The organism is Variovorax sp. GW823-FHT04B03 (assembly GCF_058796495.1).
This window is the reverse complement of record NZ_JBXAIT010000004.1, coordinates 611,170-637,432: the sequence shown is the minus strand read 5'-3', so window position 1 is coordinate 637,432 and position 26,263 is coordinate 611,170. Positions and strand designations below refer to the sequence as shown.

The 26,263-nt window shown below is 68.0% G+C and carries 25 protein-coding genes; 11 read left to right on the top strand and 14 right to left on the bottom strand.

Annotated elements, in window-relative coordinates; translation table 11 throughout:
- Positions 1 to 5: 5 nt before the first annotated feature.
- The 5 genes from AC1RAD_RS20260 to AC1RAD_RS20240 all read right to left on the bottom strand — a co-directional run bounded on the left by AC1RAD_RS20260 (position 6) and on the right by AC1RAD_RS20240 (position 4,975).
- Positions 6 to 1,004, bottom strand: coding sequence for a TRAP transporter substrate-binding protein (locus AC1RAD_RS20260; protein WP_492736818.1), 999 nt, complete (start codon positions 1,002 to 1,004; stop codon positions 6 to 8).
- Between the two features lie 55 nt (positions 1,005 to 1,059).
- The gene (locus tag AC1RAD_RS20255; protein WP_354343887.1) at positions 1,060 to 2,325 is read right to left on the bottom strand and encodes a TRAP transporter large permease; all 1,266 of its coding nucleotides are present in this window, start codon (positions 2,323 to 2,325) and stop codon (positions 1,060 to 1,062) included.
- A 1-nt stretch (position 2,326) separates the two neighbouring features.
- Positions 2,327 to 2,944, bottom strand: coding sequence for a TRAP transporter small permease (locus tag AC1RAD_RS20250; RefSeq protein WP_492736816.1), 618 nt, complete (start codon positions 2,942 to 2,944; stop codon positions 2,327 to 2,329).
- Between the two features lie 38 nt (positions 2,945 to 2,982).
- On the bottom strand, positions 2,983 to 3,897 hold the full coding sequence (locus AC1RAD_RS20245) for a dihydrodipicolinate synthase family protein (RefSeq protein ID WP_062473360.1): 915 nt from the start codon (positions 3,895 to 3,897) through the stop codon (positions 2,983 to 2,985).
- A gap of 298 nt (positions 3,898 to 4,195) precedes the next feature.
- Positions 4,196 to 4,975, bottom strand: coding sequence for an IclR family transcriptional regulator (locus tag AC1RAD_RS20240; RefSeq protein WP_492736814.1), 780 nt, complete (start codon positions 4,973 to 4,975; stop codon positions 4,196 to 4,198).
- Positions 4,976 to 5,134: 159 nt separating this feature from the next.
- Here AC1RAD_RS20240 and AC1RAD_RS20235 point away from each other — a divergent pair, with 159 nt between their 5' ends.
- Genes AC1RAD_RS20235 through AC1RAD_RS20225 form a run of 3 tightly spaced genes read left to right on the top strand, consistent with a single transcriptional unit; the run spans position 5,135 to position 8,695 of the window.
- Positions 5,135 to 6,796 (top strand): OPT/YSL family transporter, encoded by a 1,662-nt coding sequence (locus AC1RAD_RS20235; RefSeq protein ID WP_492736812.1) that lies wholly within the window; start codon positions 5,135 to 5,137, stop codon positions 6,794 to 6,796.
- 44 nt (positions 6,797 to 6,840) lie between these two features.
- Complete coding sequence (locus tag AC1RAD_RS20230; protein ID WP_492736810.1) at positions 6,841 to 7,890, top strand: S-methyl thiohydantoin desulfurase domain-containing protein; 1,050 nt, start codon at positions 6,841 to 6,843, stop codon at positions 7,888 to 7,890.
- Between the two features lie 13 nt (positions 7,891 to 7,903).
- A complete protein-coding gene (locus AC1RAD_RS20225; RefSeq protein ID WP_492736808.1) occupies positions 7,904 to 8,695 on the top strand; it encodes an aspartate/glutamate racemase family protein in 792 nt (263 codons plus the stop codon).
- 77 nt (positions 8,696 to 8,772) lie between these two features.
- Here AC1RAD_RS20225 and AC1RAD_RS20220 read toward each other — a convergent pair whose 3' ends face one another.
- Complete coding sequence (locus tag AC1RAD_RS20220) at positions 8,773 to 11,073, bottom strand: NADP-dependent malic enzyme (protein ID WP_492736806.1); 2,301 nt, start codon at positions 11,071 to 11,073, stop codon at positions 8,773 to 8,775.
- A 220-nt stretch (positions 11,074 to 11,293) separates the two neighbouring features.
- Between AC1RAD_RS20220 and AC1RAD_RS20215 the strand changes: the two genes are divergently transcribed.
- Positions 11,294 to 12,634, top strand: a complete 1,341-nt coding sequence (locus tag AC1RAD_RS20215; RefSeq protein WP_492736804.1) for an NAD(P)/FAD-dependent oxidoreductase — start codon at positions 11,294 to 11,296, stop codon at positions 12,632 to 12,634.
- A 2-nt stretch (positions 12,635 to 12,636) separates the two neighbouring features.
- Here AC1RAD_RS20215 and AC1RAD_RS20210 read toward each other — a convergent pair whose 3' ends face one another.
- The 3 genes from AC1RAD_RS20210 to gcl are packed head-to-tail and all read right to left on the bottom strand — an operon-like array spanning position 12,637 to position 16,164.
- Positions 12,637 to 13,548 (bottom strand): 2-hydroxy-3-oxopropionate reductase, encoded by a 912-nt coding sequence (locus AC1RAD_RS20210; RefSeq protein WP_390342163.1) that lies wholly within the window; start codon positions 13,546 to 13,548, stop codon positions 12,637 to 12,639.
- A 23-nt stretch (positions 13,549 to 13,571) separates the two neighbouring features.
- Entirely contained in the window at positions 13,572 to 14,357 is a 786-nt protein-coding gene (gene hyi, locus AC1RAD_RS20205; RefSeq protein WP_492736802.1) for a hydroxypyruvate isomerase, read from the bottom strand.
- A gap of 13 nt (positions 14,358 to 14,370) precedes the next feature.
- On the bottom strand, positions 14,371 to 16,164 hold the full coding sequence (gene gcl, locus AC1RAD_RS20200) for a glyoxylate carboligase (protein WP_062473376.1): 1,794 nt from the start codon (positions 16,162 to 16,164) through the stop codon (positions 14,371 to 14,373).
- 111 nt (positions 16,165 to 16,275) lie between these two features.
- Between gcl and AC1RAD_RS20195 the strand changes: the two genes are divergently transcribed.
- Positions 16,276 to 17,178, top strand: a complete 903-nt coding sequence (locus tag AC1RAD_RS20195) for a LysR family transcriptional regulator (protein WP_062473378.1) — start codon at positions 16,276 to 16,278, stop codon at positions 17,176 to 17,178.
- Positions 17,179 to 17,319: 141 nt separating this feature from the next.
- Here AC1RAD_RS20195 and AC1RAD_RS20190 read toward each other — a convergent pair whose 3' ends face one another.
- Positions 17,320 to 18,675 (bottom strand): LLM class flavin-dependent oxidoreductase, encoded by a 1,356-nt coding sequence (locus AC1RAD_RS20190; RefSeq protein ID WP_492736799.1) that lies wholly within the window; start codon positions 18,673 to 18,675, stop codon positions 17,320 to 17,322.
- Complete coding sequence (locus AC1RAD_RS20185; RefSeq protein ID WP_492736797.1) at positions 18,672 to 19,505, bottom strand: MetQ/NlpA family ABC transporter substrate-binding protein; 834 nt, start codon at positions 19,503 to 19,505, stop codon at positions 18,672 to 18,674. Before AC1RAD_RS20185 ends, AC1RAD_RS20190 begins: the two co-directional genes overlap by 4 nt.
- Positions 19,506 to 19,637: 132 nt before the next feature.
- Here AC1RAD_RS20185 and AC1RAD_RS20180 point away from each other — a divergent pair, with 132 nt between their 5' ends.
- Positions 19,638 to 20,339, top strand: a complete 702-nt coding sequence (locus AC1RAD_RS20180) for an aspartate/glutamate racemase family protein (protein WP_492736795.1) — start codon at positions 19,638 to 19,640, stop codon at positions 20,337 to 20,339.
- On the opposite strand, the gene AC1RAD_RS20175 is transcribed toward AC1RAD_RS20180, so the two are convergent.
- Entirely contained in the window at positions 20,336 to 21,262 is a 927-nt protein-coding gene (locus AC1RAD_RS20175; RefSeq protein ID WP_492736793.1) for an alpha/beta fold hydrolase, read from the bottom strand. The two genes, AC1RAD_RS20180 and AC1RAD_RS20175, sit on opposite strands and share 4 nt — an antisense overlap.
- Positions 21,263 to 21,380: 118 nt before the next feature.
- On the opposite strand from AC1RAD_RS20175, the gene AC1RAD_RS20170 reads away from it, so the two are divergent.
- From AC1RAD_RS20170 to AC1RAD_RS20155, 4 genes are all read left to right on the top strand, one after another.
- Complete coding sequence (locus AC1RAD_RS20170) at positions 21,381 to 22,442, top strand: aldo/keto reductase (RefSeq protein ID WP_492736791.1); 1,062 nt, start codon at positions 21,381 to 21,383, stop codon at positions 22,440 to 22,442.
- 9 nt (positions 22,443 to 22,451) lie between these two features.
- Positions 22,452 to 22,943 carry a Cys-tRNA(Pro) deacylase gene (gene ybaK, locus AC1RAD_RS20165; RefSeq protein WP_139702042.1) on the top strand — a complete coding sequence of 164 codons (492 nt, stop codon included), beginning with the start codon at positions 22,452 to 22,454 and terminating at the stop codon, positions 22,941 to 22,943.
- Between the two features lie 74 nt (positions 22,944 to 23,017).
- The gene (gene plsY, locus AC1RAD_RS20160; RefSeq protein ID WP_062469978.1) at positions 23,018 to 23,653 is read left to right on the top strand and encodes a glycerol-3-phosphate 1-O-acyltransferase PlsY; all 636 of its coding nucleotides are present in this window, start codon (positions 23,018 to 23,020) and stop codon (positions 23,651 to 23,653) included.
- Positions 23,654 to 23,660: 7 nt separating this feature from the next.
- Positions 23,661 to 24,014: a RidA family protein gene (locus AC1RAD_RS20155; protein WP_070062404.1), complete on the top strand. Its 354-nt coding sequence runs from the start codon at positions 23,661 to 23,663 to the stop codon at positions 24,012 to 24,014.
- Between the two features lie 15 nt (positions 24,015 to 24,029).
- Here the strand turns inward: AC1RAD_RS20155 and AC1RAD_RS20150 are convergent, their stop codons facing one another.
- Both AC1RAD_RS20150 and AC1RAD_RS20145 read right to left on the bottom strand, forming a co-directional pair.
- Complete coding sequence (locus AC1RAD_RS20150) at positions 24,030 to 24,674, bottom strand: retropepsin-like aspartic protease family protein (protein ID WP_062469972.1); 645 nt, start codon at positions 24,672 to 24,674, stop codon at positions 24,030 to 24,032.
- Between the two features lie 7 nt (positions 24,675 to 24,681).
- On the bottom strand, positions 24,682 to 25,167 hold the full coding sequence (locus AC1RAD_RS20145; protein WP_492736789.1) for a YajQ family cyclic di-GMP-binding protein: 486 nt from the start codon (positions 25,165 to 25,167) through the stop codon (positions 24,682 to 24,684).
- 43 nt (positions 25,168 to 25,210) lie between these two features.
- Here AC1RAD_RS20145 and murB point away from each other — a divergent pair, with 43 nt between their 5' ends.
- Entirely contained in the window at positions 25,211 to 26,263 is a 1,053-nt protein-coding gene (gene murB / locus AC1RAD_RS20140; protein ID WP_492736787.1) for a UDP-N-acetylmuramate dehydrogenase, read from the top strand.

The following is a 26,263-nucleotide window of genomic DNA, read 5'->3' as shown; positions in this document are numbered from 1 at the left end:
CGCCGTCAGAGCGTCGCGCCGATCTTGCGCAGCTCGGCAATCTGCGGCGCCTTGGGCAGCCAGACCTTGTCGAACTCTGCGATGACCGGCGCGGGGTTGTAGTTGGTGGCGCTCTTGATCGCGATGCCGCTGGCCTTGAACTTGTCGATGAGGCCGAGCTCGGTGGTCACGATGTCCTTGATCTGCGCGTCGAGCTGCTGCTTCACGAGGTCGGTGATGAGCGCCTTGTCCTTCGCGTCGAGCGTCTGCCAGATGCGGCCCGACACCAGCGGTGCGAAGGGCATGAACAGCGCGTTCATCGGCAGCAGCGTTTTCGAGACGCGGTCGAAGCGCTGGTTCCACGAGAACTCGATGTCGGCTTCGAGCCCGTCGACCTGGCCGTTGGACATCGCGTCGAACACGCCCGGCGTGGGAATGGGCGTGGGCGCGGCGCCCAGCAGTTGGTAGAAGTCGCGGTACACCGGCGTGGGGTTGATGCGCAGCTTCATGCCCTTCAGGTCGGTGGGCGAGGCGATGTCCTTGGTCGCGAACACCACGCGCATGCCGGTGATGCCCCAGCCCAGGCCGATGGTGCCGGTCTCGCGCGGCAGCACATCGAGCAGCTTGAGCGCCGCGGGCGTGCGCACCAGCGAGGCGACGTTGGTGGTCGAGCGCACGAGGTAGGGCGCGTTGATGGCCGCCACGCTCGCCACGCGCGAACCGAGTTCGGCGGCTTGAATCCAGCCCATGTCGAGCGCGCCCGACTGCAACTGCTGCATCATGGCCGACTCGTTGCCGAGCTGGCCGGAGTGGAACACGGTGGCGCTCAGGCGGCCGTCGGTGGCCTTCTTCAGCGCCTCGCCGAAGCTCACCGCGGCGCGGTTCCACGAGTGCCCCGCGGGCGTGATGAGGCCCAGGCGGAATTCCTTGGCGGCGGCGGCACGCGACACGGTGCCGAAGAGGGCGGTCGACGCGGCGGCGGTGCCGGCGGCGGCCTGGACGAACTGGCGGCGGGAGAGGGCCATGCGAAGCTCCTGTGGGGTGAGGTGAAGGGAAGCGAGAGAGAGATCGGTTCAGCGCTTACTTGATGAGCGCCAGCGAAAGACTCGGGAACAGCGACAGCAGCACCAGCGCCACGCAGCAGATCAGGAAGAAGGGCAGCGTGACGATGAACATCTTTCCGGGCTTGGCCCCCGTCACCGCCGAGGCCACGAAGAAGCTCAGTCCCACCGGCGGCGTCATCAGCCCGAGCACGAGGTTGATGACCACCACCACGCCGAAATGGCGCGGGTCGATGCCGTAGATCTCGGTCGCGATGGGCAGCAGGATCGGCACGGTCATGATGAGACCGGGAATGCCGTCGATCACGGTGCCGATCACCAGCAGGATCACGTTCACCAGCAGCAGGAAGGCGATCGGGTCCTTGGCCACGGTCTGTATCCATGCGGCCGTGGCCTGCGGCACCTTGCCGTAGATCAGCAGCCACGAGAACACCGCGGCGGCCGCCACCAGGAACAGCACCACCGCCGAGTAGATCGCCGACTTCAGCAGGATCTGCGGAATCATCGCGAAGCGGAATTCCTTGGTCACGTAGCGACCCACCAGCACCGCGGCCACCGCGCCCACGGCTGCCGATTCGGTGGGGTTGGCCAGCCCGCCGAGGATCGAGCCGACGATCACGATGGGAATGAGCAACGTCGGGCAGGCCGTGAGGATCGTGTGCAGCCGCTGGCGGGCGGTGCGCTTCTCGGTGCGTGGGTAGTTGTAGATCACGCCCATGCCGGCGATCACGATGAAGAACAGCACCGTGAGGATCACGCCGGGGATGATCCCCGCGATGAGCATGTCGCCCACCGCCACCTGCGCGAGCACGCTGTACACCACGAACATCACCGAGGGCGGAATGATCGGGCCGAGCATGCCGCCGTACACCGTGATGCCGGCCGCGAAGGTCTTGTCGTAGCCCTGCTTCTCCATCTCGGGCACCATGATCTGGCTCATGATCGCCACCTGCGCGGTGGCCGAGCCGATGATCGACGACACCAGCATGTTCGCCAGGATGTTCACGTAGGCCAAGCCGCCTTTCACCGAGCCGATGAAGGCCAGCGCGAGGTCGACGAGCCGCTTCGTGATGCCGCCGCCGTTCATGATCTCGCCGATCAGGATGAACAGCGGAATCGCAATGAGGCTGTAGCTGTCGACGCCGCCGAACATCTGCACCGGGAACGACTGGAACAGCACCGTGTCGCCCGAGTTGAGGATGTAGACGATGCCCGACAGGCACAGGCAGGCGCCGATCGGCACGCCGACCAGCATGATCAGGAGGAAGAAGGCAGAGGTCAGCATTTCAGTTCACGGCGTCCGCGTTGGCGACATGGAACTCGTCGTGCGTGCGCTTGGGCTGCAGGCCGAGGTCTTCGAGGAGGTTGGCCAGCGCATGCACGCTGAGGGTGAGCGCGAAGATCGGCAGGATCAGCTGCACCACCCACGTCGGCCAGTCGAGCGTCTGCGTGCGCTCGGTGTAGAGAAAGTTGAAGCTCTCGGCCGCGAACTCCTTCGCGTCGAAGCCGTGGCGCACGATGCCCGCCGGGTCCATCCACAGCCAGCACATCGCGAGCAGGGCCAGCCCGAGCAGCAGCACGCCGCCCGAGGCGCTGGCCTTGGCGACGCGCGCGGCCCGCGTGCCGAGCTTGTCGGTGAGCAGCGTCACCGCGAAGTCCAGCCGCAGCCGCGTCATCGCCGACGCACCGATGAAGGTGAGCCAGACCACGCAGTACACCGAGGCCTCGTCCACCCAGTACAGCGGAAAGCCGCCGTAGCGCGTGACCACGTTCAGCAGCACCAGCACGATGAGCAGCCCCATGAGGCTGCTGAGCAGGTGGCGCTCGCAGCGCAGGACGAAGTCCGACGCGTCGAGCACGCGGCGGGACAGGCCGCCGCTTTCTTTCAAGGCGTTTTCTTGCATGGTGTTCTGGGCCTTGCGGTGCGTCGTGCGCGCGGCGATTACATGACCGACTGGTACTGTGCGGGCCGCGTGGCCAGCGCCTTGGCGACGACCTTCTCGATGAAGGCGCGCTCTTCGCCGATGAGCGGCAGGCGCGGGCGGCGCATGTGCTCGGTGCCCACGCCGACCAGCAGGTCGATGAGCTTGAGGTTCTGCACCAGCTTGGTCGACACGTCCAGGTGCAGCATCGGTGTCATCCACTGGTAGAGCTTGAGTGCTTCGGCGAATTTTCCGGCCTTCATCAGGTCGTACAGCGCCACTGTCTCGCGCGGGAAGGCGCAACCGACACCGGCCAGCAGGCCGTCACAGCCCAGCGCCAGGCCTTCGTAGGCCAGGTCGTCCACGCCCAGGAACAGCTGGTAGCGGTCGCCCACGGTGTTGCGCAGGTCGGTGATGCGGCGGATGTCGTCGGTGCTTTCCTTGATGGCGGCGATCCATTCGCAGTCGGCCAGCTCGACCATGTGCTGGGGCTTGAGGTCCACGCGGTAGGCCACCGGGTTGTTGTAGACCATGATGGGTTTCTGGGCCGCGTTGGCGATGGTGCGCACGTTGAGCATCGCTTCGCGCGCGTCGGCCACGTAGATCACCGAGGGCATGACCATGTAGCCGGCCACGCCCAGCTTGTTGGCGCCGTCCACGTAGCGCAGGGCTTCGCGGGTGCTGGTCTCCGACACGTTGGCCAGCACGGGGATGCGACCGTCGGCGGCTTCGAGAGCGATCTTGGCGACCTGCAGCTTTTCTTCGAGCGTCAGCGTGCTGGCTTCACCGAGCGAGCCGCAGGTGACGAGGCCGTGGATGCCGTTGCGGATCTGGAAGTCGATGTGGCGGGCGGTGCCCTCGGCGTCGATGCTTTCGTCGGCGTGGAACTTGGTGGTGATGGCGGGGAAGATGCCTTGCCAGCGGGGATTGCTCATGAACGTGTACCTCGAAAAAAAGAAGAAAAGGGCGCTGCGGACAGCGGTCGAAACCAGGGCTTGAAGGCTCGGTTTTTAAATATATTAGTAAGATATGAGAAATATCTGCTCAGGGTATTAGCAGATTGCATGCCAGCCGAAATGGTGGTTGGAGGCTTCTGAAAGGGGCGGTCGGACGCCCGGAAGCACCGCCTTGGCGCACCCTGCGCACCGAGGCGCCTCACGATGCGGCAGGCGAAAAAAAGCCCCGCAGCGGTGAACGCGGCGGGGCGTGCGGCTTGCGCCGGCGCTGGTGTGGCTACGTCAGTGCGGCAGTCGCCCCGAAGCCCAGCCAGTACGGATCGCCCACGCGCTTGCCCACGCTGCTGGCGGCGTCGCGCACGGTGGCGCCGAAGCGCTCCACCAGTGCTTCCGACAGTTGCTCCGCGGGCAGCGCGATGCCGAAGGCGTAGGTCTGGCGCGTGGCGGGGTCGAGCACCGCCGACGAGATGCCCGCCACGTTCGTCACGTACTCGCCGCGCGACAGGGCCCAGCCCGTGTCGCGGATCACGGCCAGGCGCGCGAGCAAATCCTTGCGCGTCTTCGGTGCGTGGCCGCGGCCCTGGTCGAGCTTGATGCCGATCAGGGCGCCCACTTCGTCGTCGCTCAGGCGGGCCAGCAGCGCGCGGCCCATGGCGCTGGAGTAGGCGGGCGCGCGGCTGCCCGGCGGCGTGTAGATCTGCAGCGCGCCGGCACCGGTGCGCATCTGGATCACCAGCGTGTCGGCCCCATCGAGCACGTTGATGTAGCCCGTGCAGCCCGTCTCGCGCACCAGCGCGTCGAGCGCCTCCTCGACCAGCGAGGCCGTGTTGCGCGAGGCGCGGAAGTGGTACGAGGCCTCCATGATCACGCCGCCCGGGCGGTAGGCGCGCGTGGCTGCGTCGCGGTCCAGGAAGCCGTAGCCGGCCATCATGCTCAGCGTGCGGGAGGCCGAGCTCTTGGGCAGGCCCAGCTCGGTCACGACGTCCGTCACCGTGATGTCGCGGCGCAGCCGCGCGATCAGCTTCAGGACGTCCATGGCGTTGGCAAGGGTGCTCATCGTGTTCGATAGGTTGGGGTGGGAATCATAGGTTCGGCGCCGGTGCGTCTTTCGGCCGACCCGGGTGAACGCCCGCTTGACAGCCGAAAGTACGGTTTTATCATTAAGTTCAAGTTTATTGGACATGGTTCCAAAATATGGAACTAACAAGGAATGACCATGCACCATGAAGTGACCGCCGTCGCGCCGCTGGAAGACAAGGGCGCCGGGCACACCGCGTTGCCGCCGGCCGCGCTGCATCCCAAGGCGCTCGCGCCCGCCAACCTGATCCTCACGGTGGTGCTGAGCGTGTTCGGCGCCATCGTCGGCATCCAGATGCTGGCCAGCCTGGGCATCACGCCGAGCACCTCGCTGATCGGCGCGCTCGCGGCGATGACGCTGGCGCGCGTGCCGCTGGCCATGTTCCGGGGCTTCCGCTCGGTGCATGCGCAGAACCTGGCGCAGACGAGCATCTCGTCGGCCACCTTCGGCGCGGCCAACAGCCTGTTCCTGCCGATCGGCATTCCCTTCCTGTTCGGCCTGCCGCAGATGGTGGTGCCGATGCTCGTCGGCGTGAGCCTGGCGATGCTGCTCGACGCGTGGCTGCTGTACCGCATGTTCGACACGCCCGCCTTCCCGGCCAAGAACCCGTGGCCGCTGGGCATCGCCGCGGCCGAGGCCATCAAGGCGGGCGACGGCGGCGGCAAGCAGGCCTGGTTGCTGCTGGGCGGGCTGGCCACCGGCGTGGCGGGCGCGGTGTTCAAGCTGCCGATGTCGGCCTTCGGCGTGGCGCTGATCGGCGGACTCGGCGCCATGACCGCCTTCGGCATCGGGCTGCTGGTGCGCGGCTACTCGGCGCCGCTGTTCGGCTTCGACATCGGCACGCGCTACGTGCCGCACGGGATGATGATCGGCGCCGGCCTCGTCGCGCTGGTGCAGGTGGCGCGCGTGGTGCTGAAGAAGCACGGGCGCGCGGCCGACACTGACGGCACCGCCGCGACGACAGAGGCGCTGGCCGAGGCCCGCGCCGCCAGCGTGCTCGGCCGCTCGCTCAAGCTGGGCGGCGCGGGCTACCTCGCGATCATGGTGCTGCTGTGCGCGGGCACCGGCATCTACACCGGCATGTCGCCGGGCATGCTGGCCTTGTTCATCGTGTACGGCACTTTCGCGGCCTTCGTGCACGAACTCATCGTGGGCATCGCGGCCATGCACTCGGGCTGGTTCCCGGCCTTCGCGGTGGCGCTGATCTCGCTGCTGCTGGGCATCCTGATCGGCTTTCCGCCCGAGGCGCTGGTGGTGCTGGCCGGCTTCTCGGCCGCCACCGGCCCGGCCTTTGCCGACATGGGCTACGACCTCAAGGCCGGCCACCTGCTGCGCGGCGAGGCCTCGGGCTCGGCCTTCGAACTCGAAGGCCGGCGCGAACAGATGATTGCCGGCATGGTCGGCTTCGGCGTGGCGATCGTGGTGGTGGCCTGCGCCTACCCGCTGTTCTTCGCCAACCACCAGACCGCGCCGATCAACGCCGCCTACGTGGCCGCGATCAAGGCCGGCATCTCGGGCGAGACCGCGCGCAGCCTGGCGCTGTGGGCCGTGCCCGGCGCGCTGCTGCAGCTGGCGGGCGGGCCGCGCCAGCAGCTGGGCGTGCTGTTCGCCACCGGCCTGCTCATCGCCAGCCCGATGGCCGGCTGGATGGTCGCGGCCGGCATCGCCTGCCGGCTCGCGGTGCATGCCGTGCTCGGCGCCGCCGCGCGCGAACGGCTCGAGGTGTTCGCCGGCGGCGTCATCGCGGGCGACGCGCTCTACAGCTTCTTCTCGGGCGCGGTGAAGAGCCTGCGCAAGTAGTTCTCCTTCTTTCCTTTCATCACACACACACAGGAATCGAATCCATGAAACGCAATCTGACCAGCGACGACGTCCGCGCGGCCATCTGGGGCGGCGCCATCCTCGGCGGCGGGGGCGGCGGGCTCATCGCGGCCGGCGAGCGCGCCGCGCGGCTGGCGCTGCAGGTCGGCACGCCGCAGCTGTGGAGCGTCGACGAGTTCGACGACGCCGCGCTCACCGCCACCATGGCCCTCGTGGGCGCGCCGGCCGCGCCCGACCCGCACGTGCAGCCGGCGCACCTGCTGCGCACGCTGGAGCTGCTGCGGCGCGAGCTGCCGGCGGGCCAGAAGCTGGTCGCGCTGCACGCCAACGAGAACGGCGCCGAGACCACGGTCAACGGCTGGTTCCATGCCGCCATGACCGGCCTGCCCGTGATCGACCTCGCGTGCAACGGCCGCGCCCACCCCTCGAGCGTGATGGGCGCGCTGGGCCTGCACACCGAGCCCGACTACCTCTCGGTGCAGGCCTACGCGGGCGGCGAGCCGCACCGCTATGTCGAAGGCGTGGTGTCGGGCCGGCTCGAGCAGACCTCGGCCGTGGTGCGCCGCGCCTCGGTGGAGGCGGGCGGCCTCGTGGCCGTGGCGCGCAACCCCGTGACCGTGGGCTATGCGCGCCAGCACGGCGCACCGGGCGCCATCAGCCACGCCATCGCGCTGGGCCGGACCTTCCTGGACGGCGGCGTCGATGCCGTGGCCCGTTCGCTCGACGGCCGTCTCGTCGCCGAAGGCACGGTGCGCAGCTACCGCTGCGAGCAGCAGGAAGGGCTGGACGTCGGCGTGGTCGAGCTCGACGACGCGGCCGGCACCACGCTGCGCTTCATCAACGAGTACATGCTGCTGGCGCAGGGCGGCGAGCGCATCGCGCGCTTTCCGGACCTGATCATGACCTTCTCGGACGACGGCCAGCCCGTGGTGTCGGCCCATGTGCGCCAGGGCGCGCGGCTGCGCGTGCTGGTGGCGCCGCGCGCGCGGCTGCTGCTGTCGCGCACCATGTTCATGCCCGAGCTGTACCGCCCGCTCGAGAAGTCGCTGGGCGAAGCCTTCGCGCCGGCCTGAACGGAGACATGCCATGACACTGCGCATCCGCTGGATCCGGGCCGTCGGCAACGACACCTACAACGCGCGCTTCGCGCAGGAGTTCGCCGAGGTGAAGAACCCCGGCACCGAGGTCGAGGTGGTGTCGCTGCGCAACGCCTCGGTGCAGCACCACGTCGAGTACCAGAGCTACGAGGCGCTGCTGGGCGCCGACATCGTGCGCGCCGTGCGCGACACCGCGCAGCAGGGCTTCGACGCCGTGGTGGTCGGCTGCTTCTACGACCCGGTGCTGGTCGAGGCGCGCGAGATCTCGGGCCAGACCGTGGTGGTCGCGCCCTGCCAGGCCTCGTTCGAGGTCGCGTCCAACCTGGCGCAGAAGGTGTCGGTGATCGTGGGCCGGCGCAAGTGGGTGCCGCGCATCGAGGCGCGCGTGCGCGAGTACGGCCATGCACACCTGATCGCATCGTTCCGCGCGCTGGAGCTCGGCGTGGAAGACTTCCAGCGCGACCGCGACGAGACCGTGCGCCGCATGATCGCGCAGGGCCGCCGCGCCATCGACGAGGACGGCGCCGAGGCGCTCATCCTGGGCTGCACGCTCGAGTTCGGCTTCTACCGCCAGCTGCAGGACGCGCTGGGCGTGCCCGTCATCGATTCGGCGCTGGCCGCCTTCAAGCGTGCCGAGGCGCTGGCCGATACGAAACAGCGTTTCGATTGGAAGCCCAGCCGCGTCGGCGGCTGCGAGCCACCGCCTGAAGACAAGGAGCTGCTGGCCTGGAATGTGTTCGACCCGGCCGACATGCCGGTGGTGTCGCCCGTCCACACCTGAACACGGCCGTCCCATGAAAAACGCCCCGCCGCGGAGACCGCGACGGGGCGTTGTGTTTCATCGACGAAACGTCGGCGTCAGTCCTGCGCCTTCACCTTCGCCACGGCCAGCGCCGTCATGTTGATGATGCGGCGCACCGTCGCCGAAGGCGTCAGCACGTGGGCCGAGCTCGCGCCACCCAGCAGGATCGGGCCCACCGTGATGCCGTTCGCGCCCGTCATCTTCAGCACGTTGTAGAGGATGTGGGCCGAGTCGAGGTTCGGGCACACCAGCAGGTTGGCCTCGCCCGTGAGCGTGGTCTCGGGCAGGGCGGTGCGGCGGATCTCGTCGGACAGCGCGGCGTCGCCGTGCATCTCGCCGTCGCACTCGATGTCGGGTGCCATCTGCGAGAACAGGTCGCGCGCCAGGCGCATCTTGCGCGCCGAGCCGCGGCTGGAGGTGCCGTAGTTCGAGTGCGACAGGAAGGCCACCTTCGGCGGCAGGCCGAAGCGGCGCACCTCTTCGGCGGCCATCACGGCGATGCTGGCCAGCAACTCGGCGCTCGGGTCTTCGTTCACGTTGGTGTCGGTGATGAACACCGTGCGCTTCTCGAGCGTGAGCGCATTCAGCGTGGCAAAGCCGGGCGCGCCGCGCTTCAGGCCGATCAGGTTGCGGATGTGCTCCAGGTGCACGTCGAAGCGCCCGACCAGGCCGCAGATCATCGCGTCGGCATCGCCCAGGTGCAGCATCAGCGCGGCGATGGTGGTGTTGGAGCGGCGCACCATGGTCTTGGCGGCCTCGGGCGTGACGCCGCGGCGGCCCATGAGCTTGTGGAAGCTCTCCCAGTAGGTACGGAAGCGCGGATCGTCTTCGGGGTTCACGATCTCGAAGTCGGTGCCGGGGCGGATGTGCAGGCCGGCCTTCTGGATGCGTGCCTCGATCACGGCGGGGCGGCCCACCAGGATGGGCTGGGCCAGGCCTTCGTCGACCGCCCACTGCGCGGCGCGCAGCACGCGCTCGTCCTCGCCCTCGGCGTAGGCCACGCGCTTGGTGGTGGAAATTTTGGCGGCGCTGAACACCGGGCGCATGAACATGCCCGTCTGGTAGACGAAGCGCGTCAGGTGCTGGCGGTAGGCCTCCATGTCTTCGATGGGGCGCGAGGCCACGCCCGAGGCGGCGGCCGCCTTGGCCACGGCCGGCGCGATGCGCAGGATCAGGCGCGAGTCGAAGGGCTTGGGAATGATGTAGTCGGGGCCGAAGGCCAGCTCCTGGCCGGCGTAGGCGGTGGCCACCTCTTCGCTGATGTCGGCCTTGGTGAGGTCGGCGATCTCGCGCACGCAGGCCAGCTTCATTTCTTCCGTGATCTTGCTCGCGCCGCAATCGAGCGCCCCGCGGAAGATGTACGGGAAGCACAGCACGTTGTTGACCTGGTTCGGGTAGTCCGAACGACCCGTGGCAATGATGCAGTCGGGGCGCACGGCCTTGGCCAGCTCGGGGCGGATCTCGGGCTCGGGGTTGGCAAGCGCCAGGATGATCGGCTGCGTGCCCATGGTCTTGACCATCTCGGCGCTCATGACGCCGGGGGCCGAGCAGCCCAGGAACACGTCGGCGTCCTTCACCACGTCGGCCAGGGTGCGCGCACCGGTGTCCTTCTGGGCGTAGCGGGCCTTCGATTCGTCGAAGCCGCCCGCGCGGCCCATGTAGATCAGGCCCTTGGAGTCGCAGGCGTAGATGTTGGCGGGCTTGGCGCCCAGGCCGACCATCACGTCCAGGCAGGCGATGGCGGCAGCGCCGGCGCCCGAGACGGCGATCTTGACGTCTTCGATCTTCTTGCCGACCAGCTCCAGACCGTTGAGCAGCGCCGCGGCCGAGATGATGGCCGTGCCGTGCTGGTCGTCGTGGAACACCGGGATGTTCATGCGCTCGCGCAGCTTCTTCTCGATGTAGAAGCACTCGGGCGCCTTGATGTCCTCGAGGTTGATGCCGCCCAGCGTGGGTTCCAGCGCCGCGATGATGTCGACCAGCTTGTCGGGGTCGTTCTCGGCCAGCTCGATGTCGAACACGTCGATGCCGGCGAATTTCTTGAACAGGCAGCCTTTGCCTTCCATCACGGGCTTGGAGGCCAGCGGGCCGATGTTGCCCAGACCCAGCACGGCGGTGCCGTTGGTGATGACGCCCACGAGGTTGCCGCGGGCGGTGTATTCGGCCGCGAGCGCGGGATCTTCCGCAATGTCGAGGCAGGGGTAGGCCACGCCCGGCGAGTAAGCCAGCGACAGGTCGCGCTGGTTCAGCAGGGGCTTGGTGGGGGTGATCGAGATCTTGCCCTTGACGGGCGAGCGGTGGTATTCGCGCGCTGCTTCTCGAAGTGCTTCTTCAGCGGGGGACAGGGATGCAGCCATTTGAAAAGTCTCCTAGGTTCTGGCGGGCAATGAGGCTACCGCAAAAGCGCGGCCTCTTCTCTCGGGGGGAACGACGAGACCCTCTATCTTCCGCCTGATCGAGAGGGTCTGCCGACTCGCTAAACTTCAACACCCCCGTTTCCGGGGGGCAAATCCGTGCCGCACGGGCGGTGCGGCGAACCAACGTCCACAACCACAGAACAACACGGAGGGACATCGAATGACACCCGGACCTTTCACCGGCACCGAGCCGGATGTCGTGGTCATCGGCGGAGGCCCTTCGGGCTCCACGGTGGCTGCCTTGCTCGCAGACAAGGGCCACGACGTGGTGCTGCTCGAGAAGGCGCAACATCCGCGCTTTCACATCGGCGAATCCTTGCTGCCGATGAACATGCCGCTGTTCGACCGGCTCGGCGTGCGCACCGAGGTCGAGGCCATCGGCCTGCGCAAGCACGGCGCCGAGTTCGTCTCGCCCTGGCACGACCATAGCAGCCACTTCGACTTCGGCCAGGCGATGGACAAGAGTTTTCCCTATGCGGTGCACGTGCGCCGTTCGGAATTCGACGAGCTGCTGTTCCGCCACGCCGGCAAGCGCGGCGCGCGCACCTTCGAGGGCCGGCGCGTCACCGGCGTCGACATGGACGCCGGCAAGGGCACGCCCGACAACCGCCCGCTGGTGAAGGTCAAGGCCGACGACGGCACCGAGACCGAATGGCGCCCGCGCTTCGTGATCGACGCCAGCGGGCGCGACACGCTGCTGTCGAACCAGTTCGACGCCAAGCAGCGCAACCGCAAGCATGCGAGCGCGGCGCTGTACGGCCACTTCGCCAACGCCGAGCGCCGGCCGGGCCGCTTCGAGGGCAACATTTCGCTCTTCTGGTTCGACCACGGCTGGTTCTGGTACATCCCGCTGAAGGACGGCACCGTGAGCGTGGGCGCCGTGGCCTCGCCGGCCTACTTCAAGCGGCGCCAGGGCGCCTCGCTCGAGGACTTCCTGATGCAGACCATCGCGCTGGCGCCCAAGCTGGCTGCGCGGTTGAAGAACGCCACGCTCATGGAAGGCGCCACCACCACCGGCAACTACGCCTACGACTCCAAGTTCTGCCGTGGCGACCGCTTCATGATGGTGGGCGACGCCTACGCCTTCGTCGACCCGATGTTTTCCTCGGGCGTGTACCTGGCGATGAACAGCGGCTTCGAGGCCGCGACCTGCGCCGACCACTGGCTCAAGGGCGAGGCGAAGGAGGCCGAGAAGGCCTTCCGCCATTACGAGAAGGTGATGAAGCACGGGCCGAAGATGTTCTCGTGGTTCATCTACCGCATCACCTCGCCCGCCATCCGCCGCCTGTTCATGGCGCCGCGCAACATCTGGCGCATGCAGGAGGCGCTGTTGTCCATCCTGGCCGGCGACCTGTTCCGCAACACGCCCATCGGGCCGCGCTTCTGGGGCTTCAAGGTGACGTACTACGCGTCGTGCATCGGCATCCTGCCGCAGGCCGTGAAGACCTGGGCATGGCGCCGGCGCAACCTGAAAGAGTCTCTGGAGACTGCAAAGACCTAGTTTCAGTCGGGAGTCACGGTGTGCTGGGCGAGGGCTTCCAAAGCCTTCACCAGCGCCGAGTGGTCCAGCTGGCCGTAGCCCATCGCCGCGCAAGCATTCATCAGCTGCGCCGCGTTCGCGGTCTGCGGCAGTGCCACGCCCAGCGAACGGGCGCTTTGCATCGCCAGGTTCAGGTCCTTCTGGTGCAGTGCGATGCGGAAGCCCGGCGCGAAGGTGCGCTTGATCATGCGTTCGCCGTGCACTTCGAGAATGCGCGAGCTGGCGAAGCCACCCATCAGTGCCTGGCGCACCTTGGCCGGGTCGGCGCCGGCCTTCGAGGCGAACACCAGGGCTTCGCTCACGGCGGCGATGTTGAGCGCCACGATGATCTGGTTGGCCACCTTGCAGACTTGGCCGTCGCCCGCGCCGCCCACCAGCGTCACGTTCTTGCCCATCTTGTCCAGCAGCGGCTTCACGCGGCCGAAGGTGCCTTCGTCGCCGCCGCACATGATCGTCAGGCTCGCGGCCTTGGCGCCCACTTCGCCGCCCGAGACCGGCGCGTCGATGTAGCCGGCGCCCAGCGCCACGATGCGGCGTGCGAATTCCTTGGTGGCGATCGGGTCGATGGAGCTGCAGTCCACCACGATCTTGCCCTGCGAACCCTTCAGGCCGTCGGCCACGCCTTCCGCGCCGGGGGCGCCGAACAGCACCTTCTCCACGTCGGGGGTGTCGGGCACCATGATGAAAATGATGTCGGCCTTGCGCGCCACTTCGGCGGCCGAGCCGCAGATGGTGGCCTTCGAGACGAAGGGCTCGGGCGTGTTGCCGTGCGTGTTCACGAAGAGCTGGTGGCCTGCGTCGAGCAGGTGGCCCGCCATGGGGGCGCCCATGATGCCCAGGCCGATGAATCCGATTTTTTGTGCTGCAGTGGTCATGTCTCTGTTTCCTTCGTGAACGTTCATTGCTTCTTCGTGAGGGCTTCGCGCCAGCCGAGGCCTTCGACGGTGGTGGCACGGGGCTTGTATTCGCAGCCGATCCAGCCGTCGTAGCCCAGCGCGTCGATGTGCTGGAACAGCCACGGGTAGTTGATCTCGCCCGTGCCCGGCTCGCCGCGGCCCGGGTTGTCGGCCAGCTGGATGTGGCCGATGCGCGCCAGCTGCTTGGTGAGCGTGTTGCCCAGCTCGCCTTCCATGCGCTGTGCGTGGTAGATGTCGTACTGCACGCGCAGGTTGTTGGAGCCCACCTCGTCGATCAGCGCCAGCGCCTGGTCGGTGCGCGTGAGGAAGAAGCCGGGGATGTCGAAGGTGTTGATCGGCTCGATCAGCAGGCGCAGGCCAGCTGCTTCGAGTTCGCGCGCTGCGAGGCGCAGGTTCTCGACCACGGTCTTGTGGGCGGCGTCGGTGCTCACGCCCGCCGGCACCTTGCCGACCAGGCAGTTGAGCTGCGGGCAGCCCAGCGCCGTGGCGTAGTCGATGGCCAGCGCGATGCCTTCGCGGAACTCGCCGGTGCGGTCCGGGTGGCAGGCGATGCCGCGCTCGCCCTTGTCCCAGTCGCCGGCCGGCAGGTTGTGCAGCACCTGCTGCAGGCCGTTGGCGCGCAGGGCGGCCACGAGTTCCTTCTTGTCGAAGGGGTAGGGGAAGAGGTACTCCACCGCCTTGAAGCCGGCCTTGGCGGCCGCCTCGAAGCGCTGCATGAACGGCAGCTCGGTGAAGAGCATCGTGAGATTGGCTGCGAACTTGGGCATGTCTCTTGTCTCCTCAATCCAGCATCGCCACCGCAAGGGCGGTCGGTGCGTCGGCCGTGCTTTCGGCCAGCGGTTCGAATTCGTTGATGGCGTCGATCTCGGTGCCCATCGCGATGTTGGTCACGCGCTCCAGCATCACCTCGATGACGACCGGCACCTGGAACTCGGCCATGAGCGCTTCTGCGCGGGCGATGGCGGGCGCCATCTCTTCCTGCTTGTGCACGCGGATCGCCTTGCAGCCCAGGCCCTCGACCACCTTGAGGTGATCGACGCCGTAGCTGCCTTCGATGCCGGCGTCGGCCGGTGCGTTGATGTTGTCGAAGGCCAGCTGCACGCAGTAGTCCATCTCGAAGCCGCGCTGCGACTGGCGGATCAGGCCGAGGTAGGAGTTGTTGACCACGATGTGCAGGTAGGGCAGCTTGAACTGCGCGCCCACGGCCAGCTCTTCGATCATGAACTGGAAGTCGTAGTCGCCCGAGAGCGCGACGATCTTGCGCGTCGGGTCGGCGGCGCGCACGCCCAGCGCGGCGGGAATGGTCCAGCCCAGCGGGCCGGCCTGGCCGCAGTTGATCCAGTGGCGCGGGTTGTACACGTGCAGGAACTGCGCGGCCGCGATCTGCGACAGGCCGATGGTGCTCACGTAGCAGGTGTCGCGCTCCAGGTGGTTGTTCATGCACTGGTACACGCGCTGCGGCTTCATCGGCACGGTGTCGAAGTTGGTCTTGCGCAGCAAGGTCTTCTTGCGCTCGCGGCATTCGCCGGCCCAGGCGCCACGGTCGGTGAGCTTGCCGGCGGCCTTCATTTCCTCGGCCACTTCGACGAAGAGCTCGAGCGCGGCCTTGGCGTCGGAGACGATGCCGAAGTCGGGCGTGAACACGCGGCCGATCTGCGTGGGCTCGATGTCCACGTGCACGAAGGTGCGGCCCTTGGTGTAGACGTCGACCGAGCCGGTGTGGCGGTTGGCCCAGCGGTTGCCGATGCCCAGCACGAAGTCCGACGCCAGCACGGTGGCGTTGCCGTAGCGGTGGCTGGTCTGCAGGCCGCACATGCCGGCCATGAGCGGGTGGTCGTCGGGAATGGCGCCCCAGCCCATGAGCGTGGGGATCACCGGCACACCGGTGGCTTCGGCAAAGCGCACGAGCAGGTCGGAGGCGTCGGCATTGATGATGCCGCCGCCGGCCACGATCAGCGGGCGCTCGGCCGCCTGCATCATGCCGATGGCCTTCTCGATCTGGGCGCGCGTGGCGGCCGGCTTGTAGGGCTTCAGGGGCTCGTAGGCGTCGATGTCGAACTCGATCTGCGCCATCTGCACGTCGAAGGGCAGGTCGATGAGCACGGGGCCCGGGCGGCCCGAGCGCATGAGGTGGAAGGCCTGCTGGAACACCTGCGGCACCTGGCCGGGTTCGCGCACGGTGACCGACCACTTGGTGACGGGCTTGGAGATCGACTCGATGTCGACCGCCTGGAAGTCTTCCTTGTACAGGCGTGCGCGCGGTGCCTGGCCGGTGATGCACAGAATGGGAATGGAATCGGCCCAGGCCGAGTACAGGCCCGTGATCATGTCGGTGCCCGCAGGCCCCGAGGTGCCGATGCACACGCCGATGTTGCCGGCCACGGCGCGGGTGTAGCCCTCGGCCATGTGCGAGGCGCCCTCGACGTGGCGCGCGAGGATGTGCGAGATGCTGCCGCGCTGGCGCAGGGCCGAGTACAGCGGGTTGATTGCTGCGCCCGGCACGCCGAAGGCCTGCGTCACGCCTTCTTTTTCCATCACCAGAACTGCGGCCTGGACCGCTGTCATCTTTGCCATTTGAAAGTCTCCTTGAGGTGGCCTCACTGTAGGAAGCGGGGCGCATTCCAAGAAGACGGCTGGGGGCCATAAAACCTATTCCATGGCGGAATAAGTGGCTACCATCCGGCCATGGACCGTCTATTGGCAATGGAAATGTTCGTGCGCGTGGTCGAGACCGGCAGCTTCTCGAAGGCGGCGCGCGAGTTCAACACCACGCAACCCACCGTGACCAAGCAGGTCGCGGCCACGGAGGCGCGCCTGAAGGTGCGGCTGCTCAACCGCAACACGCGCGGCGTGAGCCTCACGGAGCCGGGCGCGCTGTACTACGAGAAGTGCAAGACCATCGTGCGCGACGCCGAGGAGGCCGACAGCATCGTGCAGCTGCGCCAGAACCAGGCGCAGGGCCTCTTGCGGGTGGGCACGTCGGTGGCCTTCGGGCGGCGCGTGGTGGTGCCGCTGGCGCTGGAGTACATGCGCCGGCATCCGCAGGTGCAGCTCGACCTGAGCTTCGAGGACCGCTATGTCGACCTCATCGCGCAGGGCATCGACGTGGCGATCCGCATGGGCAAGCTGGCCGATTCGTCACTGGGCGCGCGCTACCTCGGCGCAAACCCGTGGGTCATGGTGGCGTCACCGGCCTACCTGAAGAAGCACGGCACGCCCAAGCGCGCGCAGGACCTGAGCGCGCACGTGGCGCTGATCTACAGCAGCGTGGTGGGCGACGAGTTCTGGCGCATGCACACGCCCAAGGGCGATCCGGTGACGGTGCCGGTGTCGGGGCGCTTCCGGTCGAACAACCTGTCGGCGGTGCTGGCTGCGGCGCGCGACGGGTTGGGCATTGCGTTGATGCCGCGCTATGTGGCGAGCGAGTCGCTGGCGGCTGGCAAGGTGAACGCCGTGTTGGGTGACCACGCGCTGCCGGAGCAGGAGATCCACGCGGTGTTTCCTTCGCCGAAGCTGGTGCCGGGGAAGGTGTCGGGGTTCGTGGCCTTCTTGCAGGGGCGCTTTGACGAGGGGTGGTGGGAAGCCTGAGCCGACTGTTCGGGGGGCGTGCCCAGGCCACCGGGTACTTCCCTCCGCGAATGTCCCCCGGCCTGCGGCCTCCTCCTTGATTTCGCTGCGGGAAGCACCCAGTGTCCTGGGCACAGGGCACGCTGTGGGGGAACGGAACCTTCAGGCTGCAAGCCGTTGCGCCGCCCGCCCTGCTGGTCGCGCCAACCCCAGGTGATCGCGCAACGTGCGCCCCTCGTACTCCGTGCGAAAGAGGCCTCGCTTCTGCAGGATCGGCACCACGCCCTCCACGAAGTCTTGCAGCCCATGCGGGAGCGCATCGGGCATCAGGTTGAAACCATCGGCCGCGCCGCCCCTGAACCAGTGCTCGATGTCGTCGGCGATTTGTTCGGGCGTGCCGACGATCACGCGGTGCCCGCCGCCGCCTGCGAGTTCGCGGATCAGCTGGCGCACCGTGTAGCCGTGCGTACGCCCGGCCGCGACCACGGCGTTGAAGAAGGTGTGGTTCCCGTTGCCATTGCCGGGCAGCGGCAGGTCGTCGGGCAGGCGCTCGTCGAGCTTCAGGCGGTCGGGCGTGATGCCCAGCGTGCCGGCCAGGCGCATGAGGCTGTAGTCCCACGGGATCAGGTCGACCAGCGCGTCGCGGCGGCGAAGCGCCTGCGCTTCGGTGGCGCCGACGATGGTGGTGAGGCCGGCCAGCACCTTCACTGCGTCGGGGCCGCGGCCCAGCTCGGCGGCGCGGGTCTTGAGGGCGCGTGCGTAGGCCTGCGATTCTTCGAAGGATTGCGAGGCGGAGAACACGGCTTCGGCATGGCGCGATGCCAGCTCGCGTCCGTCGGCCGAGGCGCCGGCCTGCACCAGCACGGGGTGGCCCTGCGGCGGGCGCGGCAGGTTGAGCGGGCCCTGCACTGCAAAGTGCTCGCCGCGGTGCGCGAGGGCGTGCACCTTGGCGGGGTCGATGAAGCGGCCGGCGGCCTTGTCGCCGACGAAGGCGTCGTCTTCCCAGCTGTCCCACAGCGCCTTGACGATGTCGGCGAACTCCGAGGCGCGGGCGTAGCGTTTCGCGTGGTCGGGCGTGGTGTCCAGGCCGAAGTTGCGCGCCGAGGGCAGGTCGGCCGTGGTCACCATGTTCCAGCCGGCGCGGCCGGCGCTCACGTGGTCGAGCGTGGCGAAGCGGCGTGCGAGGTTGTAGGGCTCGTTGTAGCTGGTGGAGGCGGTGGCGATGAGGCCGATGTGCGTGGTCGCGGCGGCCACGCAGGCCAGCAGGATGGTGGGCTCCAGTGCGGTGATCGGGCGGAAGTGGATCTGGTCGACGATGGCCGCGTTGTCGGCCAGGAACACAGCATCGAGCTTGGCGGCCTCGGCGATCTGCGCGGTGCGGATGTAGTGCTGGATGTCGGCGAACGCCCACGGGTCGCTCTCGGGCAGGCGCCAGGCCGAGGGCACGAAGCCCGAATGGAGGATGTTGACGTTGAGGTGCAGCTGCCTGCGCGGCGTGGTGGTTTTCTTGTTGCTCATTGGTTGAAGTAGTCCGGCAGCCGGTAGCCCGCCCACACGGGGTTGGCCTTGAAGAACTTCTGGAACTCGGGCGACTGGTAGGCGGTGGCGATGTCCTTCGCGAATTTCGCGTGTTCGTTGCTGCGCCTCACCGCCACCACGTTGACGTAGGGCAGCGTCATGTCTTCGAGCTTCAGCGCCTCGGTGAGCTTGAGCCCGGAGGCCACGGCGAAGTTGCCCTGCACGGCCGCGAGGTCGGCGTCGGCCAGCGAGCGCGGCGCCTGCGCGGCGTCCAGCGGCACGATCTTCAGTCGCTTGGGGTTGCTCGCGATGTCGCGCTCCGACACGCTCAGCGGGCTCACGCCCGGCTTGAGCGTGACCCAGCCGATGGCCGCGAGGATGTTGAGCGCGCGCGCCGCATTCACCGGATCGGCCGGCAGCGTGACGGTGGCGCCGTCGGGCACGGCGTCGAGCGTCTTGTGGCGGCGCGAATACAGGCCCATGGGCGGCGTCGGCACATGCACCACGGGCACGAGGTCGAAGCCCTGCTGCTTGTTGGTGGCGTTCAGGTACAGCGAGTGCTGGAAGATGTTGGCGTCGATCTGCCCGCGCTCCACCGCGTCGTTGGGCTGCACGCCCTGGCTGAACTCGACGTACTTGATGCTGTAGCCCAGCTTCTTCAACTGGGGCTCGATGCCGTGAGTGAAGGCGTCGCGGTAGGGGCCGGGCATGAAGCCGACGCGCAGGTCGTCCGCGTGGGCGGGGGCCAGCAGCAGCAGGCTCAGTGCGAGCCCGCAGGACAGCGGGGCGAGGCGGCGCAGCCACGAGGGCGCGCGCGAAAGGGAAGGCATGGCGACAACTCCGGGAGACGGCAAGGGGAGTCGGGCACTCTAGGTCGCACGCTGCGCGCCGCGAACGAAGATTTGCGCGCTTGCATATCCGCAGGCCGGATAAACCGCGTCGGCTTTTGTAGGATGCGCTCCATGACCCTGCACATCGGAATCGTCGGCTGCTCCGCCGAAGGCGCGGCCCTTTGCTACAAGACCATCTGCATCGAGGGCGCGGCGCTGCTCGGCCCGCATGCGCACCCCGAGGTGTCGATGCACACACCCTCGCTCGCGGAGTACACGCGCTGCCTGGACGCGGGCGACCTGGCGGGCGTGGGCGCGCTGATGCTCGGCTCCGCGCGCAAGCTCGCCGCGGCGGGCGCGGATTTCCTGATCTGCCCCGACAACACCATCCACCAGGCCTTCGACCACGTGGCGCCGCATTCGCCGCGGCCCTGGCTGCACATCGCCGAGGTGGTGGCCGACGAGGCCGTGCGCCGGGGCTTTCGCCGCATCGGCATCACGGGCACGCGCTGGCTGACCGACAGCGAGGTGTATCCCGAGAAGCTCTCGGCGCGTGGCCTCGAATACGTGCGCCCCACGCTCGAAGAGCGCGCCGAGATCGGCCGGATCATCATGGACGAGCTGGTCTGCGGCATCTTCAAGCCCGAGGCCGTGGCCACCTTCCAGCGCGTGATGCAGCGCCTGAAGGACGCCGAGGGCTGTGACGCGGTCGTGCTCGGCTGCACCGAGATCCCGCTGATCATGAGCGATGCGAACTCGCCGCTGCCGACGCTCGACTCGACGCGGCTGCTGGCGCGCGCGGCCTTGCGCCGCGCCACGCAGAAGTCAAACTAGGCCAGGAAGTCCTCGATCAGCTGCGCCACGCGCTGCGGCTGGTCGTGGTGCAGCATGTGGCCCGCGTCGTCGAGCTGCTCGATGCGCACTGAAGGCACGGACTTCAGGCGCTCATGGAATTCGGCGAGCGTGTAGCGGGCCTTCCACCAGCCGTGCAGGCTGTCGTCCGAGGCCTCGACCATCAGCGTCGGTGCGGTGATGCGCGCGTAGAGCGCGAGGGTTTCGTCGACGCGGAAGATGTTGGCGTTGATGATCTTGTGCGCGGCCTCGCCGAGGATCTGCCAGCGCGCGCTGCCGTCGGGCTGGGCCTGCGGCGCCGACCAGTGGCCGGCCAGCCAGTCGGCTTTGTCCTGCGTGAGGCGCGGGTTGGTCTTCATGAGGCGGCGCGCCACGCCGTCCACCGCCGAATAGCCCGCGAGCGCCTTCTCGCCGCGGTGCAGGCCCTTGAGCTCGTCGATCCACTGGCCGTAGCGCGCGGGCGCCTCGGCGGGCTGGCGCGCGGGCATGCCGAAGCCTTCGAGGTTGACGAGGCGGCGGATGCGCGCCGGGCGCACGCCCGCGTAGTGCATGGCGACGTTGCCGCCCATGCTGTGGCCCACGAGGTCGACCGGGCGCGCATCGTCGCCTTCGCCGGCGTAGTGGTCGAGCAGCCATTCGAGGTCGGCCAGGTAGTCGGGCAGCCAGTAGTTGTCGACGCCGCCGCCGTCGGTGAGGCCGAAGCCGCGCCAGTCGGGGGCGATGATGAAGCGGTCGTCCTTCAGCGCATCGACCACGAACTGCCAGGAGGCCGCCACGTCCATCCAGCCATGCACCAGCACCAGCGGCGGGCGTTCGCCCGAAGGTTGCCCCCAGAGGCGGACGTGGTAGTTCAGGTTGCGCACGGGCACGAATTCGCTGCGCGAGGGGCGGAGGGCTTGGTACATATGGCGCTCGATGATACGGAGAGGCCGCGCCGCGCGCAGTCCGCCACAGGACAGGGCGGCGCTCGGTTTCTCGGGGCCGGGGCAGCGCCTGCCGCGCGGGCGCGCTAGCATTCCGCGCATGAAAAAGATTCCACTCGGTCAGAGCGACCTCCACGTCACCCCGATCTGCCTCGGCACCATGACTTTCGGCGAGCAGGTCGATGAGCCCACGGCTCATGCCGTCCTGAATCGTTCGCTCGAGCGCGGCGTCGACTTCATCGACACGGCCGAGATGTACGCGGTGCCGGCGAGCAAGGAAACCTGCGGCGCGACCGAAACCATCATCGGCCACTGGTTTGCGGCCAACCCCGGCACGCGCCAGAAGATCACGCTGGCGACCAAGGTGGCCGGCCCCTCGCGCGGCATGCCCTGGGTGCGCGAAGGCACGGGCATGACGGCGGCCGACATCGAGGCCTCGTGCCACGGCAGCCTGCGCCGCCTGCAGACCGACGTGATCGACCTGTACCAGATCCACTGGCCCGAGCGCCACGTGCCGGTGTTCGGCAACATCCACTACAACCCCGAGAAGGAAACCTCGCAGACGCCGATCCACGACCAGCTCGAGGCGCTGGGCAAGCTGGTGAAGGCGGGCAAGGTGCGCACCATCGGCCTGTCGAACGAGACGCCCTACGGCGTGCACGAGTTCGTGCGGCTGGCCGAGCAGCACGGGCTGCCGCGCGTGGTGTCGGTGCAGAACGTCTACAACCTGGTGAGCCGCGCGCACGAGAACGCGCTCGACGAGACCATGCACCGGCTCGGCGTGTCGCTGCTGGCGTACTCGCCGCTGGCCTTCGGCTTGCTGACGGGCAAGTACGACCAGAGCGGCATCGAAGGCCCCGACGCGCCCAAGGGCGCGCGCATCTCGAGCTACGAGTCGGTGCGCAAGCAGCGCTGGGGCAAGCCCGACGCGCTGCGCGCGGCGCGGCGCTACAACCAGCTCGCAGGCGACCACGGCCTGAGCCCCACGCAGCTCGCGCTGGCCTTCTGCTACACCAAGTGGCAGGTGGCGAGCACGATCATCGGCGTGACCTCGGTGGCGCAGCTCGACGAAGACCTGGACGCCTACGGCACCACGCTGTCGGCCGAGGTGCTGGCCGAGATCGACAAGATCCGCCTGGACATCCGCGACCCCGCCGCCTGATCTGAGCAAGTGAGCAAGAAAGCCCACGTTTCCGAGACGCCCGCCACCCAGCTGCTGCGGGCGAACAAGGTCGCCTTCACCGAGCACCCCTACGAGTACCAGGAGCACGGCGGCGCCCAGCACAGCGCGCAGGTGCTGGGTTTCGATCCGTTCACCGTGGTCAAGACGCTGGTGATGCAGGACCAGGACGCCAAGCCGCTGATCGTGCTGATGCATGGCAACCGCACGGTCTCGACCAAGAACCTCGCGCGGCAGATCGGCGCCAAGTCGGTCGAGCCCTGCAAGCCCGAGGTGGCGCAGCGCCACAGCGGCTACATGGTGGGCGGCACCTCGCCCTTCGGCACGCGGCGCGAGATGCCGGTCTACATCGAGTCGAGCGTGCTCGAACTGCCGAAGATCGCGATCAACGGCGGGCGGCGCGGCTACCTCGTGGGCATCGATCCGCAGGTGTGCGTGACGCTCCTGGGCGCCAAGCCCGTGCAGTGCGCGCTGGCAGAATAGCCGGCGTTTGCTTTTTCCCGCCGGGCATGCAGGCCGGCGGCGCACAACAACAATCCGTTCCCCGGAGACCCGCCTTGAGTTTCGATCTGCCTTCCCTCCTTGCCATCGTGGCGTCGTACCTGATCGGTTCGCTGTCGTTTGCGGTCATCGTGAGCAAGTCGCTCGGCATGGCCGACCCGCGCAGCTACGGCAGCGGCAACCCCGGCGCCACCAACGTGCTGCGCTCGGGCAACAAGGGCGCGGCGCTGGCCACCTTGCTGCTCGACGCGGCGAAGGGCTGGCTGCCGGTGTTCCTGATCCGCCAGTTCGGCGCGCAGTGGGGGTTGGGCGAGGGCGTGGCGGCGCTGGCGGGCCTGGCGGCCTTCCTGGGCCACCTGTACCCGGTGTTCTTCGGCTTCCAGGGCGGCAAGGGCGTGGCCACGGCCGCCGGCGTGCTGGTGGGCATCGCACCCTGGCTGGGGCTGGCCACGGGCGCGACCTGGCTGATCATCGCGATCTTCTTCCGCTACTCGTCGCTGTCGTCGCTGGTGGCGGCGTTCTTCGCGCCGGCCTACTACCTGCTGGGTGGCAACATTGCGTGGCCACTCGACCGCACGGTGCTGATTGCGATCATCATCATGAGTCTGCTGCTGATCTGGCGGCACCGCGAAAACATCCGCCGGCTCGCGGCCGGCACGGAGTCGAAACTCGGCTCGAAGAAAAAGGCTTGAACTCACCATGGCATCCATCACCCGCTTCCACGTCGGCCCGCGTCTGTCCGAGACCGCGGTGCACAACGGCACCATCTACCTCGCGGGCCAGGTGCCCGACGACACCACGCAGGACATCCGCGGCCAGACCGCGCAGGTGCTCGGCATGGTCGACCGCCTGCTGGCCGAGGCCGGCAGCGACAAGTCGCGCATCCTCATGACGCAGATCTTCCTGGCCGACATCGGCGACATCGGCGCCATGAACGAGGTGTGGGACGCGTGGATTCCGGCCGGCAACACGCCGCCGCGCGCCACCGTGGAGGCCAAGATGGCCAACGCGGCCTACAAGATCGAGATCGTGGTGACGGCCGCGCAGGCCTGACCACCAACGGTCAGGTCAGTACCGCTTCTCGAGAATCATCTCGTCGGCGTCGCGCCGCATCGAGAAGCGATTGAGAAAGCTGTTGCCCAGCAGCACGAAGGGCATGGGTTGCTGCGAGACGATGGCGTCGATGTCGTAGACCTCGACGTCGCCCACGCGCACGCTTTGCAGCCGCAGCCTGTAGCCCGCAGCGTTGCCGTTGGCCGTGCGCATCTGCACCAACTGCCCCTTGCTGTAGTCGAGCCCGATGCGCTGGGCATCGACCGCCGACAGTGCGATGGTGGTCGCACCGGTGTCGAGCATGAAGGTGACGGCGCGGCCGTTGATCTGGCCCTGCGTCATGTAGTGGCCCCGGCTGTCGGCCTGCAACACGATGCGGTTGCCGCCGCTGCCGGCAATACCGCCCCGGCCGATGCTCACGGGCGAATCCATGCGCAGCGAGAAGCGCTTGCCCGCCGATTCGACCACCGCCTGGTCGGCCTGCAGCGACACCAGCTTGACGCCCTGGAAGGTCTCCCCGACCGCCACCGTCTTGGGCGGCGCGCCGTTTACGATGAGGATGGCGCGGCTGCCGATGGAGCCGGTCAGCGTGACCGAGTCGGCGGCGTGCGCCGCCATGGCCGCGGCCGCCCATAGCGCCGCGACGAGGAGCGCCTTCATGCGCGGGTCAGTCGCGGAAGTTGTTGAAGGACAGCGGCATGTCGGGCACGTCCTTCTTGATGAGGGCCATGGCGGCCTGCAGGTCGTCGCGCTTGGCACCGGTGATGCGCACGGCATCGCCCTGGATCGCGGCCTGCACCTTGAGCTTGCTGTCCTTGATGATGCGGGTGATCTTCTTGGCCTGCTCGGCCTCGATGCCGTTCTTGATCTTGATGACCTGCTTGACCTTGTCGCCGCCCATCTTCTGGACGTCGCCCTTGTCGAGAAAGCGCACGTCGACGTTGCGCTTGGTGAGCTTGTTGCGAAGGATGTCCTCGACCTGCACGAGCTGGAACTCGGCGTCGCCGATCATGGTGATCTCCTTGTCCTTGAGCTCGACGGCGGCGGCGGTGCCCTTGAAATCGAAGCGCGTGGCGATTTCCTTGGCGGTGTTTTCGACCGCATTCTTCACTTCGGGCAAATTGGGCTCGCAGACGGTATCGAAAGACGGCATAGGCTCTCCTGGACGCACGGGGACTGAATGCGACAATTCTCCCATGATCGTGGAGTCCAATGTCCCGCTGCAGCCCTACAACAGCTTCGGCATCGTCGCGCGTGCGCAGCACCTGGCGCGCATCGCCAGCGAGGCCGACCTGGCCGCGCTGCACGCCGACCCCGCCTGGCGCGACGAACCCCGTTTCGTGCTCGGCGGCGGCAGCAACATCGTGCTCACGGGCGACGTCAAGCCGCTGGTGCTGAAGGTCGAGATCAAGGGCCGGCGGCTGGTCGAAGAGACGCCGCGCGCCTGGATCGTCGAGGCCGGCGCTGGCGAAACCTGGCACGACACCGTCGAATGGATGGTGCGCAGCGGCTACCCGGGGCTGGAAAACCTGGCGCTCATTCCCGGCACGGTGGGCGGCGCGCCGGTGCAGAACATCGGCGCGTACGGCGTCGAGCTGCAGGACCGCTTCGATTCGCTCGACGCCTTCGACCTCGAAACCGGCCGCGCCTTCACGCTCGACGCGGCGCAGTGCGCCTTCGGCTACCGCGACTCGGTCTTCAAGCACGTGCGCAGCGGCCCGAACGATTTCGGCCTGGCGGGGCGGGCGGTCATCACACGAGTGCGTTTTCGGCTGCCCAAGCCCTGGAAGCCGGTGGTCGGCTACCTCGACCTCGAGCGCAAGATGGAAGAAACCGCCAACTTCACGCCGAGCGCGGTCGACATCTTCGAGTGGATCTGCGCCATCCGCCGCGCCAAGCTGCCCGATTGGCGCGTGCTGGGCAACGCCGGCAGCTTCTTCAAGAACCCGACGGTCACGCCCGAGCAGTGCGCCGACATCATCGCGCGCGACCCCAAGATCGTGCATTACCCGATGGACGACGGCAGCATCAAGCTCGCGGCCGGCTGGCTCATCGACGCCTGCGGCTGGAAGGGCAAGTCGGTCGGCAACGCCGGCGTCTACGAAAAGCAGGCGCTGGTGCTGGTCAACCGCGGCGGCTCGACCAACCCGGTGACCGGCGGCGAGGTGATGACGCTGGCCAAGGCGATCCAGACCAGCGTGTACGAGCGCTTCGGCATCCGATTGGAGCCGGAGCCGGTGGTGGTCTGA